At 73.8% G+C, this 19004-nt stretch carries 17 protein-coding genes; 7 read left to right on the top strand and 10 right to left on the bottom strand.

Translation table 11 applies throughout. The features are described 5' to 3' along the window. Positions 1–27 precede the first annotated feature (27 nt). On the top strand, positions 28–471 hold the full coding sequence (locus AC067U_RS05620) for an ATP-binding protein (RefSeq protein WP_478828362.1): 444 nt from the start codon (positions 28–30) through the stop codon (positions 469–471). A 90-nt stretch (positions 472–561) separates the two neighbouring features. On the opposite strand, the gene fusA is transcribed toward AC067U_RS05620, so the two are convergent. The 4 genes from fusA to AC067U_RS05600 form a co-directional block, all read right to left on the bottom strand. Next, positions 562–2631, bottom strand: coding sequence for an elongation factor G (gene fusA / locus AC067U_RS05615; protein ID WP_478828361.1), 2070 nt, complete (start codon positions 2629–2631; stop codon positions 562–564). Positions 2632–3060: 429 nt separating this feature from the next. Further along, positions 3061–4152, bottom strand: coding sequence for a DUF2330 domain-containing protein (locus tag AC067U_RS05610; protein ID WP_478828911.1), 1092 nt, complete (start codon positions 4150–4152; stop codon positions 3061–3063). An 84-nt stretch (positions 4153–4236) separates the two neighbouring features. Beyond that, positions 4237–4956 (bottom strand): hypothetical protein, encoded by a 720-nt coding sequence (locus AC067U_RS05605; RefSeq protein ID WP_478828360.1) that lies wholly within the window; start codon positions 4954–4956, stop codon positions 4237–4239. Between the two features lie 678 nt (positions 4957–5634). Further along, positions 5635–6141 carry a MarR family winged helix-turn-helix transcriptional regulator gene (locus AC067U_RS05600; RefSeq protein ID WP_478828359.1) on the bottom strand — a complete coding sequence of 169 codons (507 nt, stop codon included), beginning with the start codon at positions 6139–6141 and terminating at the stop codon, positions 5635–5637. A 112-nt stretch (positions 6142–6253) separates the two neighbouring features. On the opposite strand from AC067U_RS05600, the gene AC067U_RS05595 reads away from it, so the two are divergent. Further along, entirely contained in the window at positions 6254–7507 is a 1254-nt protein-coding gene (locus AC067U_RS05595; protein ID WP_478828358.1) for an MFS transporter, read from the top strand. Between the two features lie 21 nt (positions 7508–7528). On the opposite strand, the gene AC067U_RS05590 is transcribed toward AC067U_RS05595, so the two are convergent. Both AC067U_RS05590 and AC067U_RS05585 read right to left on the bottom strand, forming a co-directional pair. Beyond that, on the bottom strand, positions 7529–8053 hold the full coding sequence (locus AC067U_RS05590) for a pyridoxamine 5'-phosphate oxidase family protein (protein WP_478828357.1): 525 nt from the start codon (positions 8051–8053) through the stop codon (positions 7529–7531). Positions 8054–8107: 54 nt separating this feature from the next. Beyond that, positions 8108–8701: a PadR family transcriptional regulator gene (locus AC067U_RS05585; protein WP_478828356.1), complete on the bottom strand. Its 594-nt coding sequence runs from the start codon at positions 8699–8701 to the stop codon at positions 8108–8110. A 101-nt stretch (positions 8702–8802) separates the two neighbouring features. Here AC067U_RS05585 and AC067U_RS05580 point away from each other — a divergent pair, with 101 nt between their 5' ends. Continuing rightward, on the top strand, positions 8803–9558 hold the full coding sequence (locus AC067U_RS05580) for an SDR family NAD(P)-dependent oxidoreductase (RefSeq protein WP_478828355.1): 756 nt from the start codon (positions 8803–8805) through the stop codon (positions 9556–9558). A 50-nt stretch (positions 9559–9608) separates the two neighbouring features. On the opposite strand, the gene AC067U_RS05575 is transcribed toward AC067U_RS05580, so the two are convergent. From AC067U_RS05575 to AC067U_RS05565, 3 genes are all read right to left on the bottom strand, one after another. Further along, positions 9609–10373, bottom strand: a complete 765-nt coding sequence (locus tag AC067U_RS05575; RefSeq protein ID WP_478828354.1) for a class I SAM-dependent methyltransferase — start codon at positions 10371–10373, stop codon at positions 9609–9611. A 771-nt stretch (positions 10374–11144) separates the two neighbouring features. Beyond that, positions 11145–12164 carry an acyl-CoA dehydrogenase family protein gene (locus AC067U_RS05570; RefSeq protein WP_478828353.1) on the bottom strand — a complete coding sequence of 340 codons (1020 nt, stop codon included), beginning with the start codon at positions 12162–12164 and terminating at the stop codon, positions 11145–11147. Next, positions 12164–13393 (bottom strand): acyl-CoA dehydrogenase family protein, encoded by a 1230-nt coding sequence (locus AC067U_RS05565; protein WP_478828352.1) that lies wholly within the window; start codon positions 13391–13393, stop codon positions 12164–12166. The genes AC067U_RS05570 and AC067U_RS05565 overlap by 1 nt, the downstream gene beginning before the upstream one ends. A gap of 202 nt (positions 13394–13595) precedes the next feature. Between AC067U_RS05565 and AC067U_RS05560 the strand changes: the two genes are divergently transcribed. The 3 genes from AC067U_RS05560 to AC067U_RS05550 all read left to right on the top strand — a co-directional run bounded on the left by AC067U_RS05560 (position 13596) and on the right by AC067U_RS05550 (position 16295). After that, positions 13596–14378 (top strand): SDR family oxidoreductase, encoded by a 783-nt coding sequence (locus AC067U_RS05560; RefSeq protein WP_478828351.1) that lies wholly within the window; start codon positions 13596–13598, stop codon positions 14376–14378. A 14-nt stretch (positions 14379–14392) separates the two neighbouring features. Next, positions 14393–15040, top strand: coding sequence for a TetR/AcrR family transcriptional regulator (locus tag AC067U_RS05555; RefSeq protein ID WP_478828350.1), 648 nt, complete (start codon positions 14393–14395; stop codon positions 15038–15040). Positions 15041–15137: 97 nt separating this feature from the next. Next, positions 15138–16295, top strand: coding sequence for an acetyl-CoA C-acetyltransferase (locus AC067U_RS05550; RefSeq protein ID WP_478828349.1), 1158 nt, complete (start codon positions 15138–15140; stop codon positions 16293–16295). Between the two features lie 77 nt (positions 16296–16372). On the opposite strand, the gene AC067U_RS05545 is transcribed toward AC067U_RS05550, so the two are convergent. Then, complete coding sequence (locus tag AC067U_RS05545) at positions 16373–17017, bottom strand: SIMPL domain-containing protein (protein ID WP_478828348.1); 645 nt, start codon at positions 17015–17017, stop codon at positions 16373–16375. 183 nt (positions 17018–17200) lie between these two features. On the opposite strand from AC067U_RS05545, the gene AC067U_RS05540 reads away from it, so the two are divergent. Beyond that, positions 17201–18982 carry a DEAD/DEAH box helicase gene (locus AC067U_RS05540; protein ID WP_478828347.1) on the top strand — a complete coding sequence of 594 codons (1782 nt, stop codon included), beginning with the start codon at positions 17201–17203 and terminating at the stop codon, positions 18980–18982. The last annotated feature ends 22 nt before the right edge of the window (positions 18983–19004 follow it).

Below are 19004 nucleotides of genomic sequence, written 5' to 3'. Positions count from 1 at the left end.
GCCGTACAGGGGCAACCTTGCTGCTATATGCGAATAGCGCTACGGTCTGTGTCTTCCCGAAGACTCGGTGTCAAGGTGGTGGTGTGGATGCACGCTTCCCGTCAGGAACGATTTCCGCGAGCCCGGGTCTCTGTCGGCGCGGCCAGGCGTTTCGCAGGCGACACCCTCGCGGGCTGGGACATCAGAGACCGGTGGCACGACATGCGTCTCTGCGCTTCCGGGCTCGCGGCAAACGCGGTGCTGCACGGGGCCCCGCCCGGCCGGGACTTCAGCGTCCGTCTCGTACGTGAGCCGCACCGGGTGGTTATCGAAGTCCGAGATACGGGCCCTGGCCTCCCTGTCGTCCAGTGCACCGCGTGGGACGCCCAGTCCGGGCGAGGGCTTTGGCTGGTGCGAGAACTCGCCGATGAGTTCGGCGTGCTCGACGAACCGGTGGGCAAGACGGCGTGGGTCGCCTTCGCGTCCGGGTGACGCGGCGGGCTGCCTGCCGCTGAACGGGCAGCGCGCCGCCCCCGGCCGGTGCGCGGCCGGGCGCGGCACGGCTGCTAGTCCCCGTGACGGCTACCGCTTCAGGACCTCCGCCGCCACCTGCACCGGGACCGGGGCCAGGCCCGACGGGCGGGCCGTGAAGGTGCCGCGGCCCTGGGTGCGGCTGCGGAGGCGGGAGGCGTAGCCGAAGAGTTCGGCCAGCGGGACCGCCGCCGTGATCACCGAGGTGCCGGAGCGGGTGGTGGAGCCGGAGACCCGGCCGCGGCGGGAGGCGAGGTCACCGAGGACCCCGCCGACCGCGTCCTCCGGGACGGTGACCGTGACCTCCGCGACCGGCTCCAGGAGCTCCAGGGTGCTCGCGCGGAGCGCCTCGCGCAGGCCGAAGCGGCCCGCCGCCCGGAACGCCATCTCCGAGGAGTCCTTGGTGTGGGTCGCGCCGTCGGTGAGGGTGACGCGGAGACCCGTCACGGGGTGGCCGCCCAGCGGGCCCTCCGCCAGGGCGTCCCGGCAGCCGGCCTCCACCGCGCGCACGAACTCCTGCGGCACCCGGCCGCCGGTGACCGTCGAGCGGAACACGAAGGTCTCCTCCTCTGCTTCTGCGAGTGGTTCCACGTCGAAGACGATGTGGGCGAACTGGCCCGCACCGCCGTCCTGTTTGACGTGGCGGTGGACGAAGCCCGCCACCCCGTCGACGACCGTCTCCCGGTACGAGACCTGGGGCCGGCCGACCGAGACCTCCACCCCGCGGTCACGGCGGATCTTCTCCACCGCCACCTCCAGGTGCAGTTCGCCCATTCCGGAGAGGAGCGTCTGCCCCGTTTCGGCGTCCGTGCGGACGACCAGGGACGGGTCCTCCTCCACCAGGTGGGCCAGGGCGGACGCCAGCCGGCCGGTGTCGGTGCTGCGGCGGGCCTCGACGGCCACCGACACCACCGGCTCGGCCACCGAGGGCGGTTCGAGCACGAGCGGAGCCGACGGCGCGCAGAGCGTCGTACCGGCGCGGGCCGACTTCAGGCCGACCACGGCGACGATGTCACCGGCCACCGCTTCCTCCCTCTCCTCGTGGCGGTCGGCCTGCACCCGCAGGATGCGGCCGATGCGTTCGGTCCGGCCGGTCGCCGGGTCCAGGACCGACTCGCCCTTGCGGACCGTGCCCGCGTAGACGCGCAGGTAGGTGAGCCGGCCCGTCGGGGTCGCCGCGACCTTGAAGGCAAGGGCGGTGAACGGTGCCGACGGGTCGGCTTCCCGTTCCTGTTCCGTTTCCTCCAGGGTGCCGCGTACCGGCGGCACGTCGGCGGGCGAGGGCAGGTAGGCCAGGACCGCGTCCAGCAGTGGTTCGACCCCGCGGTTCTTGTACGCCGAACCGCACAGCACCACCACGCCGTCCCCGGACAGGGTCAGGTCCCGGAGGGCCGTGGCCAGGGTCTCCCGGCTCAGCGCGCCCGCCGAGCAGAACTCCTCCAGTGCGCCCGGGTGGAGTTCGGCGACCGTCTCCTCCAGGAGCCGGCGCCTTCGGGCCGCCTCCTCGCGCAGCTCCTCCGGGACGGCGCCCACGGTGTCCGCCTCGGAGGTTCCGTCCCAGGTCAGGGCCTCCATGCGGAGCAGGTCCACGAGACCGGTGAAACCGGACTCCCGGCCGACGGGCAGCTGCACCACCAGCGGTACGGCGCCCAGCCGGTCCCGGATCGAGGCGACGGCCGTGTCGAGGTCGGCGCCCGCCCGGTCCAGCTTGTTGACGAACGCGATCCGGGGGACACCGTGCCGGTCGGCCTGCCGCCACACCGATTCGCTCTGCGGTTCCACACCGGCGACGGCGTCGAACACGGCGACCGCCCCGTCCAGCACCCGTAGGGAGCGTTCGACCTCGTCGGAGAAGTCGACGTGGCCGGGGGTGTCGATCAGGTTGACCCGGTGTCCGTCCCAGGTGCAGCTCACGGCCGCGGCGAAGATGGTGATGCCGCGGTCGCGTTCCTGCGCGTCGAAGTCGGTGACGGTGGTGCCGTCGTGGACCTCGCCCCGCTTGTGGATGGTGCCGGTGGCGAACAGGACGCGCTCGGTGAGGGTGGTCTTGCCCGCGTCGACGTGGGCGAGGATGCCGATGTTGCGGACGGCGGTCAGGGGGTTGAGGACGTGCGTGCGCATGGCCGGAGGCCTTTCGAAGAATGCTGCGTGCGTGAGCACAGGGCAGCGCGATTCCCCGGACGGCGGAGCGCGTGAGTGCGGCTCAGAAGTGCGTCACGGGCATACGGTGTCGGCCGCGCAGCCGGCACCGTACGCACGAGGACACCCGGATCACGTCGTACCGGGCGGGGGGAACGAAGGCGACGGCGGCAGCGCGGCTACGGCTACGGCACATGACCCTGTTCCCCTTCTCTTCGATTCCACTCGGCGATGGCTCGGTCGAGAGGTCGTTCCCGATCGGCACCGCGAGTGTAGGGAGCGGGGACGGTTCGGGGCACCACATTTTCCGCTGACCGGCCTTCAGGAACGGTCGGCAGGCTTGCCCTTCCGGAGATCACCGCCAAGGGGAGGGCGAGGGAGGGCGCAGTGGCGGCCGGTGGCCGGAGGCCGTCATCCCGAGGACGGGACGGCCACCCGGCGGGCCTTTCGGCGGCGGAGACGGAGGGTGAACAGGGCTGCCGTGCCCACCAGGAGGACGGAGACCGTGGTGAGGAGCCAGGCCGGGATGCCGGGGCCCACCGTGAGGAGGGCGTCGGTGTACGTGGCGCGGCGGAAGGGGGTGTCCTTCGGGCTGCGAACGAGTTCGTGGTCGGAGGTGATGGCGGAGGGGCGGGGGAAGTCCTGCTCGATGGCCGTCAGGTAGGCCGGGCGGCCGTCGGTCAGGGCGGCCAGGGGTTCGGTGGGCGAGGGCTCGACGCGGCCCGCGAAGGTGACCTCGGGGTCCTCGCCGCCGATCGCGTCACGGGGTTCCATGCGGTGGTCGGCCAGCACGTACAGGCCGAGGGCCTGCGGCGTTCGGGCCAGCCGGGACAGCCGCATCGGGTAGACCACGCGGTCGCTGGCGAACCGGATCCGCAGCGGGTCGAGGGTGCCGTACAGCTTCCGGCCCGGCTCGCGCGGGGCGAGGCGTACGGCGACGTACTCCCAGCGCTGTTCCACGTACGGGCGCAACTCCGAGGCCAGGGCGGGCGGCAGCTCGAAACCGTTGGCGGTCAGCCAGTCGCGCAGGGCGTCCGGGTCGGTGGCGGTCAGCCGGGCCACGTCGAAGTCGCCGAGCTGCTCGCGGCCGACCACGCCGACCGGCGCGGCCCCGGCAGGCGCGGCGGCGCCCACGCCGTCGCGTTCCCCGGCGGAGAACGGCCAGTCGTCCTCCCGGGGCCAGAAGTAGTGGCGGGTCTTCCGCTCGGGCCGGGTCACCCATGCCAGATCCGCGAACAGCGTCGGGTCACCGAGCTCCACCGTGGCCCGGGTCGGCACCGGCATGATCCACGCGGCCCGGGGTGCGTCGCCGTCGACGGTGAAGCTCATGACGATCTGTTCGGTGCGTCCGTCCCAGCGGACCACCGACATCTCCTTCTCCACGCCCAGGCGGGAGGTGCGGTCGGTGACCATGGCCCCGCAGCCGCACGCGTACGCCGGACCGGCCAGGCTCGCGCCCTGCAGGGCCAGCAGTACCGCGGCCAGGGTCAGCAGTCTGCTCATCCTCTTGTGCACGCGCTATCCGACGCAGCACGCGGCAGGTCGGTTCCCGGCCGGCGCCGTCGCGGCCTGGCGCCGTGCCATGGGCTACCGGCCCAGGGCGCCGCGCAGGGTGATCCCGTACCGGGTGCGCAGCCGGCGCAGTTCCCAGACGGACAGGGCCGCCACCGACAGCGGTGCGCCCGCGAGGAAGAGGAACCACACGCTCTGCGGGGCGTTGACCGGCGGCCCGTCGACGGCCTGGAGGGCCGACATCACCACGACGACCACCGGCGAGAGCAGGGGCGGCAGCACCTCGTGGACATCAGCGGTCCGGAAGGAGTGGTGGACGCACAGCACCGAAGACGCCAGGACGAACGGAAGCAGGAACAGGGAGGTCAGCCCGATGAGCAGGCTCAGTACGAAGCCGATGCCGCCGGCTCCCCCGAACACCTGGTCGCGCAGGTCGGAAACGAGCGTGAACGACAGCAGGGCCGCGGCCCCGAAGAGGGCGCCGAACGCCGTCAGCGGGCCGCGCAGCCGCCGGCGGTACCCGCTGCGCAGCGGCGGCCGGGCGGCGGCCACGAAGGCGCCCAGCGCGAGCACCCCGACGACCGTCAGCACCGCCGCGGCGATCAGCATCTCGGTGATCTTGTCCTCGATCACGTCTCCGGCCTCCTGGCGGAGCGAGAACGCGTAGAACAGCCAGGCCGTGGCGCCCAGGCCGATGCCGGTACGGGCCACCTGGGCCCCGGCTATGGCCGGGTCGGCCAGCCGGTCCTCGCGCCCGGGCCGCTGGAACCGGGCCGCCGTGACGAAAGGAGCCATCAGAGCCGTCACACAGCCGTGCCGTGGTTCGGACCGGTCCGCCGCCACCGGCCGGTACGGTCCCGCGTCGGCCCTCCCGGGCGGAGCCCATCCGTTCGGCCGCCGCTCGTGCTGCTCGTGCTGCCCGTGCTGCTCGTACCGCCCGCCCCGCCGTGCCATGTGCCGCTCCCGTCCCCCGAGCCGATCAAGATCGACAGGAGACTGTACCCGGGGTTGTGGCCCGCGCTCGGATACGGGTCTGCCCCGTACGGATCACGCCGGGGAACCGGCGGCGGCCGCACGTGTTCGGCTGTGCTCGGCCGGTGTGCGTCCACCCGCAGTCCGACCGTCCGGTGCTCAAGGAGGAGTCCTCGATGTCCCGTCAGCATGCCCCGACCGTCCTCGGCCTCCTGACCGGTGCGCTGGTGGCGGTCCCCGCCCCGGCTGTCCATGCCGACGCAGCCGTGCACGTCCGCTGCTCGGTCCCTGCGAGATCACCATCGAGGGGCACGGGGCGACGATCGCCCGGGACAGGAAGGCCGCCGACAAGTTCCGCATCCTCTTCGTCGACACGACGGGCAATGTGACCCTCACCCGGACCACGATCCGAGGCGGCACGGCGACGGACTGTCCCGCTTTCGGCACCGCCCAGGGCGGCGGCCTCTACCACGCCATCGGTACGACCACGCCGGACAGGCCCTAGCCGAGGGAGGTGTCTCCGAGCGACTCCAGCAGGGTGCGGAGGGCGGCTCCGGCGGCCTCGGCCTCCTCGCGGGGGAGGCCCGCGACGATGTCGGCCAGGTTCCGGAAGTGGCCCTCCATCACCTCGTCGATGAGCGCGCGGCCGTGCGGGGTGAGCCGGATCAGGACCTGACGGCGGTCATCGGGGTCGCGGACGCGTTCGACCAGGCCCTTGGCCTCCATGCGGTCGATGCGGTTGGTGATCGCGCCCGAGGTGACCATGGCGGCCTTCAGGAAGGCGCCGGCCGTCATCGCGTACGGCGGCCCGGACCGGCGCAGGGTGGTGAGCACGTCGAACTCGCCCAGCTCCAGGCCGTGCCCGCTGAGGAAGACCTTGTACTCACGGTCGATGACACGGGACAGGCGCTGGACCCGGCCCAGCAGCTGGACGGGCCACATCTCCGCCTCCAGATCGGGCCGTTCGGCACTCCACTGGCCGATGATCGCGTCGATCGCGTCGCTCACCGCACTCTCCTCTCAACGTAAACCTTCTCAATGTTAAGAGACTTGACGGGTGGGGGATCGTCCGCCATTCTCTTAACGTTGAGATAATCAATGTTGAGAGAAGGGGGTCGTCATGGGGATGCGGCTGGACGTGCGGACCGTGCGGTGGGGAGCGGGCCCGGGCCCGAAGCCGGACGCGGGGGCGGAAACGGGCCGTGCGGCGGCACCGGTCCACCCCCTGTGGCTGGCCCTGCTCGCCACCCCGGCCGCCGCCGGGGCCAACGCGCCGGTGCTGACCCTTCCCGACATCGCCGCCGCCTGGGGGACCGGGACCGCCTCCGCCACCTGGTTCGTGCAGCTCTACGCCTGGGGCATGGCGATCGGCACCCCGCTGATGGCCGGCCTGGTACGGCTGCGCGGGGCCCGCCGCGCGCTGTGGACGAGCGCCCTGCTGGTGCTCGGCGGGACGGTGCTGCTCGCCGCGGCGCCCTGGCTGCCCCTCGCCCTGGCGGGCCGGACCGCGCAGGCGCTCGGCGGCGCCGGACTGATCGCGGTCGCCATCGGCCTGGCCGGATCCGCCCGCCGGATGGGCGTGGTCACCGCCGGGTTCGGTGTGCTCGGAGCCACCGGCCCGCTCCTGGGCTCCTGGGTCGAGGGCGCCCTGTCGTGGCGGGTCGCGCTCTCGGTGTCCGTCCTCGCGCTGGCCGCCGTACCGGTGGTCGCCCGGCACACGGCCGCGGGGCGGCCCGACTCCGCCGCCCCCTTCGACGGGCGCGGCGCCGGACTGGTCGTCGCCCTCGTCACCGCGCTGGTGCTGGTGCCCCGGTATCCGCTGCCCGCCCTCGCGCTCGCACTGCCGTTGGGCGGCCTGCTCGCCGCACACGTACGCGCCCGCTCCGCCGGCTTCGTCCCCGTCGCCGTGCTGCGCGCCCCCGGGTTCCTCTCGTCGGCGCTGATCGCCTGCGCCCTGTCCACCTCTTACTTCACCCTGCTGTTCGCCGTCCCGCGGTGGCTCGGCGAGCGCACCGACTGGACTACCGGCACCATCGGTGCCGGGCAGCTGGCCGTCCTGCTCGCCGGTTCCGTGCTGTCCTGGCTGCTCGCCGCGGCATCCGTCCGGCTCGGCCACGGCCGGGTGCTCGCCGTACTGCTCGTCGCCGGCGGTCTGGCCCTGACGACGGCGCTGGCCACTCCGTGGGCCGTGCTGCTGCTGCCGGCCGCGGGTCTGGCCGTGTTCGCGACCACCGGCGGCCAGGCCACCCTCTCCGTGCGGGCCGCCGGCCGGGTCGACGCCGCGCAGCGGCCCGCCGCCCTCGGCCTCTTCACCCTCTGCTACCAGCTGGGCGGCGCCTTCGGGCCGGCCCTCGCCGTGCTCCTCGCCTCCTGAGGCCGGCACCCCTGCCGGAGCTCAGGCCGGGGAAGCCGACCCGGGCGGGTCCTCCCGTGCCGGCTCGTCGTCGTTGCCCCGGCGGTAGGTGTGCGTTCCCTTCTCCGGGGTCCAGGCCCGGACCACCAGCTCGTCGCCCTCCACCCCGATCCGTACCACCTCCGTCAGCTCCACGCGGAACAGGTGGAACGGGTGCTCGGTGCCGGTCTCCTCGGCGAACCGGTGCTGTTCCGGCGGGTCCACGACCTCGACGGCCCGGCCGGAGATCCGCACGTCCCCGTCCGGCATGCTCTCGTCGGCGCCCGGGTTGGTGTGCAGCGAGAAGCGCGGGTCGTGTTCGAGGTCCCGTGCCTTCATCGAGCCGGGCATCATCCCCAGCCACAGCTCCCCGCCGCGGAACTCGGTGTTCAGGCCGCTCACCCGGGGCGAGCCGTCACGGCGCAGGGTGGCCAGGACGTGGTGCTTGTACTGCCCGAAGCGCTTCTGCACCTGGTCCGCGAACTCGGGTTCGGCCTTCTCGAACGCTGCCCAGTTGTTCGTCGTCATGGTTCCATCAAAGCGCCAAAGCGGGGGCGCGACGGGTGCGGCGCTCCGGGACCGTCAAGGGAGCCCGCCGAGCTCCTCGATGTCGGAGAGCATGGCGGCCGCGAGGTCGCGCTCGGAGGCGTAGTACCGCTCGGCCCATCTGAGGGTGAGCGCGGGGTAGGCCCCCACGGCCCGCTCCTCTGCGCCCTCCGCGTCGGCGGCCGCCCGGAGCCGCATCGACTCCGCGAACTCGCCGTGCTGTCGGAGCAGTTCGCGTATCCCGTCCGGCTCCAGCAGGTGCCCCAGCCAGAGCCGCAGCATCGGCCCGTGCTTGAGCACCGGCGCGTCGACCGGGGTCCCGCGGGCCCAGTCCCGTACGGCGGCCAGGCCCTCGTCGGTGATCCGGTACACCCGCTTGTCGCGGATGCCGGTCTCCTGCGCGACCATCCGCGAGACGGCGTAGCCGGCCTTCTCCAGTCGCTTGAGCTCGCCGTAGATCTGGCTGAAGGACGGGCTCCAGTAGAAGAAGCGCAGGGACCGGTCCGACCACTTCTTCAGGTCGTAGCCGGAGAGCTCCTCGCCGAAGGACAGCAGGCCGAGCACGGCCCAGGCGGTCGCGGGCAGACCGCGCCCGTTCCCGGTCGCCGCTTCCGTCGTGTCGTCTGCCACGGAGCGCAGTCTACGACCGCCGTCCGGCCGTCTTCCGTCCTTCGGCCGAGCCTGCTAGAGGTATGCCTATTAGAAATACGCGGCGTGTCTCCGGAGGGTGGGTGGACGGGGTGGGCGGAGCGGAGGGTTCGAGGGCGCTCGACGGCAAGGTGGTGCTGATCACCGGCGCGGGCCGCGGCCAGGGCGCCGTCGAGGCCCGGCTGTGCGCGGAGGCGGGGGCGCGGGTCGTGCTCACCGACGTACGCGAGGAGGAGGGACGCGCGGTCGCCGCCGAACTCGGCGGCCAGGGCGTGTTCGTCCGGCACGACGTGGCCGACCCGGCGAGCTGGGACACGGCGGTCAGGGCGGCGGTCGACGCCTTCGGCACCCTGTCGGCGCTGGTCAACAACGCGGCGCTGTGGCGCACCGCGCACGTGGAGCGGCAGAGCCTGGAGGGCTTCGAGGAGCTGATCCGGGTCAACCTCCTCGGCCCGTTCCTCGGCATTCGGGCGGTGGCCCCGGTGCTGCGGGCGGCCGGCGGCGGGTCGGTCGTCAACATCTCCTCCACGGCCGGACTGGTCGGCATCCGCGGCCACGCGGCGTACGGGTCCACCAAGTTCGGCCTGCGCGGCCTGACCCGCTCGGCGGCGCTGGACCTGGGCGCGGACCTGATCCGGGTCAACTCGGTGCACCCCGGGGCGGTCGACACCCCGATGGTCGCCGGGGCGGTGGCCGGACGGGACTGGTCACACCTGGCGCTGGGCCGGATGGGCCGGCCCGAGGAGGTCGCCGGGCTGGTGCTGTTCCTCTGCTCGGACGCCTCCTCGTACATCACCGGCGCGGAGTTCACCGTGGACGGCGGCATGACAGCGGCCTGACCGCGGCGTGGGGGCGGCGCGAGGGCGGCGTCAGGGCCGGGCGGGGGCGGTCAGGCGGGGCGGCTGCGGACGCCCACCAGCAGGGTGACCGCGTAGTGCTCGTCGATCTCACCGGAGGGGAAGCGGTCGCCCAGGAGGTCCCGTTCCGCCGCGAGGAACTCCTTGCCCTCCGGTCCCACGGTGAGGAACAGGGAGTGCGTCGACAGCTTGGCGAGGTGGACGTCGAGCGGGACCCGGCGGACCCAGTGCAGCATCCGGCCGGTGAAGCCGAGACCGAGGTCGGCGGGCGGGATGGTGTGGTCGGCGACGTACCAGCCCTCGCCGAAGCGGGACTTGAGCCGGGCGTCCTGCTCGGCGATCCAGGGGACGGACACGTCGGGCTCGTTCCAGAACAGCGCGAGCGCACCGCCGGGACGGAGGACCCGGGCCGCCTCGGGCACGGACCGGGCGGGGTCGGTCCAGTGGAAGGACTGGGCGTAGGTGAGGAAGTCGAGACGGCCGTCGGCGAACGGCAGCCGGTTGCCGTCCCCCCGCACCACCGGTACGCCGGGCAGCCGGCGCCGGAACTCGGCGGCCATGCCCTCGCCGGGCTCCACCCCGATCACCTCGGCGCCGCGCTCCCGCAGCCGTTCGGTGGCCAGGCCGGTCCCCGCGCCCACGTCCGCGACCCGCGCGCCGCGGAGCGGCCGCCCGGCGATCTCCTCGACCGCGTCGAACACCGCGGGCGGATAGGTCGGCCGATACGTCCCGTACCGCCCGGCGGCCGAACTGAACGACCGGGCCCGCACCTCGGAGTTCACGCGCTGCTCTGCCATGCCTCCATCCTGCCCATGGGCCATGCGGCCACGCCCGCTTTCCTGTGTCGGCCTTGAGGCCCTACGGCCTCGCCGGCCGTTTGCCCGCGGCCGTGGGGTGCGCGGCTACCGCACACCACCCGCCGTGCGGGCAGGCTGCCCGATTCCACCGGCCGTGTGGGCAGTCGTGCCGCTGGGGCGGCACGGGTGGGCACACGGCACCCCGGTCCCGCGAGGGCTCGCGCAGCCACCCCGCGCCCCGGTCCGGCTGCGGTCCGGACCCCCGTCCGGGCGGAGCTCCGCTCCTGGCGGTGCCGGGTCCGGCAAAGCCACCGCCATGGCCGGGCGGCGCTGCGGCGAAAGCGCGCCATGGCTTCGGTGGGGCGGGAGCGCTGCCCGCTGGGCGGCGTTCCGGTGTGCCCACCCGTTCCGCCCTGCGGAACGCCTGCCCACACCTTGGCGGAGGCCGCCCACACCTTGGCGGAGGCCGCCCACACCTTGGCGGAGGCCGCCCACACCTTGGCGGAGGCCGCCCACACCTTGGCGGAGGCCGCCCACACCTCGGCGGAGGCCGCCCACACCTCCGGCCGAGGCCCGCCCACACCTCGGCGGAGGTGCCTGCCCATACCTCCGCCGGAGGTACGGCACCCCCACGGCGCGGGGAGGGCACAGCCCTGCGGAACGCCTGCCCGCGCCTCGGCGGAGGGGCGCCGCCACCGGGCTGGGTGGGCCGCGCCGTGCGGAACGCCTGCCGCGCCTCGGTGGAGCCGGAGCCGCGCCCACCGGGCGAGGTCATGGCCCGGCGGAGAGCAGTGCCGCACGGCACATCGCGGGGGAGCCCCACGCGTCACGGAGCGGGCGGGCCTTGCGGAGCCACAGGGAGAGGTCGAGCTCCTCGGTGTAGCCGATGGCACCGTGCAGCTGGAGGGCGGCCCGGGCCGCGGCATACGCCGCCTCCCCGGCCATGAGCTTCGCCGCCGCCACGTCGTCCACCGCCGCCACCCCGCCCGTCAGGGCGAGCGCGCCCGCCCAGACCAGCGGTTTCGCGAATTCCAGGCCGAGCAGGACGTCCGCCAGCCGGTGTTTGACCGCCTGGAAGCCGCCGATCGGCGTGCCGAACTGGGTCCGCTGCTGCGCGTACTCCACGGTCCGGGCCAGCAGCGCCTCGCCCAGCCCGACGCACTGCGCGGCCGTGAGCAGCCGCGCCCAGCGCAGTGCGGTCGCCGCCGCCGCGAGCACCGCGGGCCCGGAGGCGAGCAGTTCGCCGCCCGGCGCCGGCCCGGCGAGCCGGCGCGCCGGGTCCGTGGAGACTCGTACCGCCCCGGCCCCCGGTGCCGGCGACAGCCGCAGTTCCCCGTCCGCGGACACGGTGAAGCGGTGGTCCGAGGTGTCCGCGTCCAGCGCGTACGGCCCTCCGCCGGGCAGGACGACCGTGGCCCGGGTCTCGCCCGCGACGAGCGCCGGGAGGAAGCGCTTGGCCGGTGCGGCCGCACCCTCGGCCCCCTCCCCGCCCAGCGAGGCGAGCAGCACGCACGCCGCCGCCGTCTCCGCCAGCGGCCCCGGCATCCCCGCCCGGCCCAGCTCCGCGAAGCCCATCGCCAGTTCCACCGGCAGCGGGCCGAGCCCGTCGTACGCCTCGGGGACGGGCAGGGCGAACAGGCCCGTGTCAGCCACCTTCCGCCACACCCCGGCCCCCGGCCCGGTGTCGCCGGCCTGCCAGGCGCGGACGGCCCCCGGCAGGTCCGAGGCGCCGAGCAGCCGGCGCAGCGTACGGGCGAACTCCGACTGCTCGCCGGTCGGCAGGAATCGCATCAGCGGCGGCCCTTCGGGAGGCCGAGCAGCCGCTCGGCGATGATGTCGCGCTGGATCTCGTTGGTGCCCGCGTAGATCGGGCCCGCCAGCGAGAACACCCACGGCTCGGCCCACTCCCCGTCGGCCAGTTCGCCGTCCGGGCCGAGCAGGTCCAGCGCCGTCTCGTGCAGGGCGATGTCGTACTCGCTCCAGAACACCTTGTTCAGGCTGGACTCGGCGCCGATCGTCTCGCCCGCCGCGAACCGCGAGGCGTTCGCCCAGGTGAACAGCTCGTAGGCGCGGGCGCCGGCCAGCGCGTCCGCCACCCGGTCCCGCACCGCGGCATTCCTCCCGTCCCCGCCGCGGTCCCCGCCGTGGTCCCCACCGTCCCAGTCGCCTCGGTCGCCTCGGTCGCCTGCGTCGCCGCCGCCTTCCGGCCCACCCCCCGCCCGCCACAGCGCGGCCAGCCGGTCCGCCGCCGCCAGGAAGCGCCCGGGAGAGCGCAGCGTCAGCCCCCGCTCGTTCCCCGTCGTGGACATCGCGATCCGCCAGCCCTGCCCTGGCTCCCCGATCACGTCCTCGTCCGGGACGAAGACCTGGTCGAGGAAGAGCTCGGCGAAGGCCGGTTTGCCGTCCAGGCGCCCGATCGGCCGGACCGTGACGCCCGGCGCCCGCAGGTCGAACATCAGGTAGGTCAGCCCGTGGTGCGGCCGGGCCGCCTCCGGATCGGTACGGAAGATCCCGAAGGCCCGGTCGGCGAAGGCGGCCCGCGAGGACCAGGTCTTCTGGCCGGACAGCAGCCAGCCGCCGTCCGTCCGTACCGCCTTGGAGGTCAGCGAGGCCAGGTCCGAGCCGGCCTCCGGCTCGGACCACGCCTGCGCCCAGATCACCTCTCCGCTCGCCATGGACGGCAGCACCCGGGCCCGCTGTTCCTCCGTCCCGTGGTCGAACAGGGTCGGCGCGAGCAGGTTGATGCCGTTCTGCGAGACCCGGCCGGGGGCCCCTGCCGCGTAGTACTCCTCCTCGAAGACCAGCCAGCCGAAGATGTCCGCGCCCCGGCCGCCGTACCGCTCGGGCCAGGACACCACCGACCAGCGGTCCGTGTGCAGCGTGGCCTCCCACTCCCGGTGCGCGGCGAAGCCCTCCGCGGTCTCCAGGGAGGGCAGCGGGACGGCCGGCACGTGTGCGCGCAGCCAGTCCCGGGCCTCGGTGCGGAGGGCCTCCGTGCCGGGCGTGTGCGTCAGGTCCACTGCGGGCTCTCCTCCACTGCGGATTCTGCTTCCCTAACAAGTGTTTGGTAGGTTAACGTACGCCCGGAGCGGCGTCGAGAAGTGCCGAGTAGCCGAGAGAAGCCGAGAGAGCCGAGAAGCCGAGAAGCCGAGAGGCCGAGAGGCCGACGAGGGGCCGAGCGCCGGACGAACCGGCCGGGCCCCGGCCGAAGGAGGCACGCGCATGAGCGCACCGGAGTACGTCCCCGGCCACGGGCTGCTGCGCGGCCGGGCCGCCGTCATCACCGCCGCCGCCGGCGCCGGCATCGGCGGGGCCACCGCCCGCCGCTTCCTGGAGGAAGGCGCCCGCATCGTCATCGGTGACGCCCACGCCCGCCGCCTGAAGGAGACCGAGCAGGCGCTCGCCGCCGAGTTCGGGGCCGACCGGGTCGCCGCGCTGCCCTGCGACGTCACCGACGAGGAACAGGTCCAGGCCCTGTTCGCCTGCGCCGAACGGACCCACGGCGGCCTCGACATCGTCGTCAACAACGCCGGACTCGGCGGTACGGCCGCCCTGGCCGACATGACCGACGAGCAGTGGTCCACCGTCCTCGACGTGACCCTGAACGGCACCTTCCGCTGCACCCGCGCAGCCCTGCGCTCCCTGCGCGCGGCCGGCCGCGGAGGGGTGATCGTCAACAACGCCTCCGTCATCGGCTGGCGCGCCCAGACCGGCCAGGCCCACTACGCCGCCGCCAAGGCCGGAGTGATGGCGCTGACCCGGTGCGCGGCCCTGGAGGCCGCCGAATTCGGCGTCCGGGTCAACGCCGTCGCACCCAGCCTCGCCATGCACCCGCACCTGGTGAAGGTCACCAGCCAGGAGCTCCTCGACGAACTGACCGCCCGCGAGGCCTTCGGCCGGTACGCCGAACCCTGGGAGGTCGCCAACGTCATCGTCTTCCTGGCCAGCGGCTACTCGTCGTACATGACCGGGGAGACCGTGTCGGTCAGCAGTCAGCATGCCTAGCCCAGAATGGTCCGGTGCCAACGAACGAGCAGGCGAACGAGCCGACGACCCCGAAGACGCAGAAGAAGACTCAGGTGGCAGCCTCACCGGAACGCCGCCGCGAACTCCTGCGCACCGCCGCCGAGGTGTTCGCCGCCCAGGGCTACAACGCCACCACCGTCCGCAAGATCGCCGACGCCGCCGGCATGCTCGCCGGCAGCCTCTACTACCACTTCGATTCCAAGGAATCGATGCTCGACGAGATCCTCTCCGCCTTCCTGAACGAACTCTGGGAGGGCTACGACGCGGTCCTCGCCGCCGGCCTCGGCCCGCGCGAGACCATCGAGGCGCTCGTCACCGAGTCCTTCCGGGAGATCGACCGGCACCGCGCCGCCGTCGCGATCTACCAGAAGGAGGCCCGCACCCTGTCCGCACAGCCCCGCTTCCACTACCTCTCCGACTCGCAGGTGAAGTTCGAGGAGGCGTGGCTGGGGACGCTGGAGCGCGGGGTCGCCGCCCGGGTGTTCCGGGCCGACCTGGACATCCGCCTCACCTACCGCTTCGTGCGCGACACGGTGTGGGTCGCGGCGTCCTGGTACCGGCCGGGCGGACAGCACAGCCCCGAGGAGATCGCCCGCCAGTACCTGTCGATGGTCCTGGACGGCATCGCCGTACGCACGTGAGGCACGCGGTCACGCGACCCGCGCACGTGACGTACGCGATTCACATGACGTACGCGACCCACGTGACCACCCGTGATCCGGTGAAGGAGCTTCAGCCATGCCCGAGGCGTACATAGTCGAAGCGGTGCGCACCCCCGTAGGCCGGCGCAAAGGGGGCCTGTCCGGCGTCCACCCCGCGGACCTGGGCGCGCACGTCCTGGCGGCGCTCGTCGAACGTTCGGGCATCGACCCGGCGGCCGTGGAGGACGTGGTCTTCGGCTGCCTGGACACCGTGGGCCCGCAGGCCGGGGACATCGCCCGCACGGCATGGCTGGCCGCCGGACTGCCGGAAGAGGTGCCCGGGGTCACCGTCGACCGCCAGTGCGGCTCCTCGCAGCAGGCCGTCCACTTCGCCGCGCAGGGCGTGATGTCCGGCACCCAGGACCTGGTCGTGGCCGGCGGCACCCAGAACATGTCCATGATCCCGATCGCCTTCGCCTCCCGGCAGGCCGCCGAACCGCTGGGCCTGACGGAAGGCCCGTACGCCGGCTCGGCGGGCTGGCGCACACGCTACGGGGACGCGCCCGTCAACCAGTTCCACGGCGCGCAGCTGATCGCCGACAAGTGGGGCATCTCCCGCACGGACATGGAGGAGTACGCGCTCCGCTCGCACCAGCGGGCCGTCCGGGCCATTGACGAGGGCCGGTTCGACCGCGAGACCGTGCCGTGGGGCGAGGTCCGTACCGACGAGGGGCCGCGCCGCGACACCAGCCTGGAGAAGATGGCCGCCCTCGCACCCGTGGTGGAGGGCGGCACCATCACCGCCGCCGTCTCCTCCCAGGTCTCCGACGGCGCGGCCGCCATGCTGCTCGCCTCGGAACGCGCGGTCCGGGAACACCGGCTGCGGCCGCGCGCCCGCATCCACCACCTCTCGGTACGCGGCGAGGACCCGATCCGGATGCTCTCCGCCCCGATCCCGGCCACGGCACACGCCCTGAAGAAGACCGGACTGACCCTGGCCGAGATCGACCTCGTGGAGATCAACGAGGCGTTCGCCCCGGTGGTCCTGGCCTGGCTCAAGGAGACCGGCGCGGACCCGGACCGGGTGAACGTCAACGGCGGCGCCATCGCCCTGGGTCACCCGCTGGGCGCGACGGGCGTGAAGCTGATGACCACCCTGCTCCACGAACTGGAACGCACCGGCGGCCGCTACGGCCTCCAGACCATGTGCGAGGGCGGCGGGCAGGCCAACGTCACCATCATCGAACGCCTGTAACGGCCCGGCCGACCGCCGTCAGGCCCGTAGACATCAGGGCGCCAGGCGCCAGGCGCCAGGCCGTCAAGCGTCCGGCGTCAGGCCTCAGGCCTCAGGGCGAAGCCGAGCAGAACGGCCGCCTGGACGTGGACGGAGCCGGGGGAGAGCGTGCCATCGCCCTCCGGGTCCCCGCCGCGCCGGCGGCCGTGGCTGTAGTTGCCCACCGACTCGGGGTCCACGTCCTCGATGTGGACCACCGCGCCCAGCCGCACCCCGCACGCCTCGGCGTAGACCTCGGCCTTGCGCCGGGCCGCCGCCACCGCCCGGCGGCGGGCCTCGTCACGCATCCCGGGCATGTCGTCGACCTCGAAGGAGACCTCGTCGACGCGGTTCGCGCCGGCCGTGACCGCGTCGTCGATCAGCACCTCCAGCCGCTCCAGGGCCGCCGTGCGCACCGTGTACGTCGCCTTGCACGCGTAGCCCTCGAAGGTCCGGTCGGCGCCGTAGCCCTCGTACTTGGAGGTGAGTCCGAGCCGTGAGCCGGACACGTCGGCGTCGGGTATGCCGTGCTCGCGCAGGATCGCGCGCAGCCGACCGACGGCCGCGCCGGCCTCCGCGAACGCTTCCTTCGGGGTCGGGGAGAGGACGTCGACGCCCAGCCCGACACGGGCGAACCGGGGTTCCGCCGACACGCCGCCCACGCCGAGCACACTGAGCCCCCAGGGCTCCTTGATCTCTGCCATCCGGGGATTCAACCACTCATCACACCGGGTCGCGCGGCATATGCCCGGCATATGTGTGGCGTATGCCGGGCGCCGGGCCGCCCGGACCGGCCGGGACCCTCCTTCCCGGCCACCAGGAAGCGGCCGGAAGCGCTTCCTCGTGGCCGGGAAGCCCGATCGCCGCGTGCTAGCGTGAACTCTCATATGACCAGCTCCAGCTCCATACCCGCCGCCCGCCGCTCCGCCCGCCGCCGGGGATCCGCCGCCCAGGGCGCCGGGGGGCGCTCCAAGAAGTCAGCTCCCGCGCAGCCGGCGAGGCCGCAGGAGTTCACCATGCCCGAGACGCTGACCCCCGGGCTGCCGCCCGTGGCGGCGTTCGAGGACCTCGACATGCCCGAGGCCCTGCTGAAGGCCCTCGCCGAGCAGGGGGTGACCGAGCCGTTCCCGATCCAGGCCGCGACGCTGCCCAACTCGCTGGCCGGCCGTGACCTGCTCGGGCGCGGCCGCACCGGCTCGGGCAAGACCCTGGCCTTCGGGCTGGCCCTGCTGGCCCGCACCGCCGGCCGCCGGGCCGAGCCGAAGGCTCCGCTCGCCCTGGTCCTCGTACCGACCCGGGAACTCGCGCAGCAGGTCACCGATGCCCTGACCCCGTACGCGCAGGGCCTGCGGCTGCGCATCGCCACCGTGGTCGGCGGCATGTCCATCAACCGGCAGGCGGGCGCGCTGGCGCGCGGCGCCGAGGTGCTGGTGGCCACCCCCGGGCGGCTCGCGGACCTCATCGACCGGGGCGACGTGACGCTGGAACGCGTGGCGGTCACGGTCCTGGACGAGGCCGACCAGATGACCGACATGGGCTTCCTGCCGCAGGTCACCAGGCTGCTGAAGCAGGTGGAGGCGGGCGGCCAGCGGCTGCTGTTCTCCGCGACCCTGGACAAGAACATCGACAAACTCGTCAAGGAGTTCCTGACCGATCCGGTCACGCACTCCGTCGACCCGTCGGCCGGTGCGGTCACCACGATGGAGCACCACGTCCTGTACGTGCTGGACGAGACCGACAAGAAGGCCGTGGCCACGCGGATCGCCGCGCGGGACGGCCGGGTCATCCTCTTCCTCGACACCAAGCGGTCGGTGGACCGGATGGTCAAGCGGCTCCTCGCGAGCGGCGTACGGGCCTCCGGCCTGCACGGCGGCCGGTCGCAGCCGCAGCGCAACCGCACCCTGGACTGGTTCAAGACGGGCGAGGTCACGGCGCTGGTGGCGACCAACGTCGCGGCCCGCGGCATCCACATCGACGACCTGGACCTGGTCGTCAACATCGACCCGCCGACGGACCACAAGGACTACCTGCACCGGGGCGGGCGCACCGCCCGGGCGGGGGAGTCGGGCAGCGTGGTGACGCTGGTCCTGCCGGAGCAGAAGCGCGAGATGACCCGGCTGATGTCGGACGCGGGGATCCGCCCGCGCACGGCCCAGATCAAGTCCTCCGACGAGGAGCTGAGCCGGCTGACCGGGGCGCGCGAGCCCTCCGGCGTCCCGGTGGTCCTGGAGGTCCCGCAGCCCGCGCAGCAGCCCAAGGCGGCCAAGGCCGGTGGCGGGCGTTCGCGCCGCCGCGGCGCGGGCGGCGGCGGGACGTCGGCCGCGGCCGACGGCGGCGCGCAGACCGCCGGGTCCGGCTCCCGCGGCCGGTCCCGCGGCACGGGCTCGGGCTCCGGTTCCGGATCGGACGCCCGCTCGGGTTCCCGCTCGGGTTCGGCTTCCGGCTCCCGCTCGGGTTCTGCCCCCGCTTCCGGTACGGGCTCGGCCTCCCGCTCCGGCGGCCGGTCCCGGGGCACGGGCTCCGGCTCCGGTGCGGGCTCCGCCACCGGTTCCGGCGGCGGAGGACGGCGTGGCGGCGCGGCGGGCTCCGGCGGCGCGGCCGGCGCCTCGGCCCGCAGCCGCATCGGATCCGGCGGCCGCCCCGGCCGCCGCGGCCCCTCGGCCCAGTAGCCTCCGTTTCGGATCCTGCGGG

This window comes from Streptomyces sp. NPDC043853, assembly GCF_056436025.1.
Note: the sequence above shows the minus strand (reverse complement) of the source record. Positions and strands in the feature narration are given on the sequence as shown.

Excerpts from the sequence above, each read along its gene's own strand:
- AC067U_RS05620 (WP_478828362.1), top strand. The coding sequence starts at position 28 with ATGCGAATAGCGCTACGGTCTGTGTCTTCCCGAAGACTCGGTGTCAAG.
- fusA (WP_478828361.1), bottom strand. The coding sequence starts at position 2,631 with ATGCGCACGCACGTCCTCAACCCCCTGACCGCCGTCCGCAACATCGGC.
- AC067U_RS05610 (WP_478828911.1), bottom strand. The coding sequence starts at position 4,152 with ATGAGCAGACTGCTGACCCTGGCCGCGGTACTGCTGGCCCTGCAGGGC.
- AC067U_RS05605 (WP_478828360.1), bottom strand. The coding sequence starts at position 4,956 with ATGGCTCCTTTCGTCACGGCGGCCCGGTTCCAGCGGCCCGGGCGCGAG.
- AC067U_RS05595 (WP_478828358.1), top strand. The coding sequence starts at position 6,254 with ATGGGGATGCGGCTGGACGTGCGGACCGTGCGGTGGGGAGCGGGCCCG.
- AC067U_RS05590 (WP_478828357.1), bottom strand. The coding sequence starts at position 8,053 with ATGACGACGAACAACTGGGCAGCGTTCGAGAAGGCCGAACCCGAGTTC.
- AC067U_RS05575 (WP_478828354.1), bottom strand. The coding sequence starts at position 10,373 with ATGGCAGAGCAGCGCGTGAACTCCGAGGTGCGGGCCCGGTCGTTCAGT.
- AC067U_RS05570 (WP_478828353.1), bottom strand. The coding sequence starts at position 12,164 with ATGCGATTCCTGCCGACCGGCGAGCAGTCGGAGTTCGCCCGTACGCTG.
- AC067U_RS05560 (WP_478828351.1), top strand. The coding sequence starts at position 13,596 with ATGAGCGCACCGGAGTACGTCCCCGGCCACGGGCTGCTGCGCGGCCGG.
- AC067U_RS05550 (WP_478828349.1), top strand. The coding sequence starts at position 15,138 with ATGCCCGAGGCGTACATAGTCGAAGCGGTGCGCACCCCCGTAGGCCGG.
- AC067U_RS05545 (WP_478828348.1), bottom strand. The coding sequence starts at position 17,017 with ATGGCAGAGATCAAGGAGCCCTGGGGGCTCAGTGTGCTCGGCGTGGGC.
- AC067U_RS05540 (WP_478828347.1), top strand. The coding sequence starts at position 17,201 with ATGACCAGCTCCAGCTCCATACCCGCCGCCCGCCGCTCCGCCCGCCGC.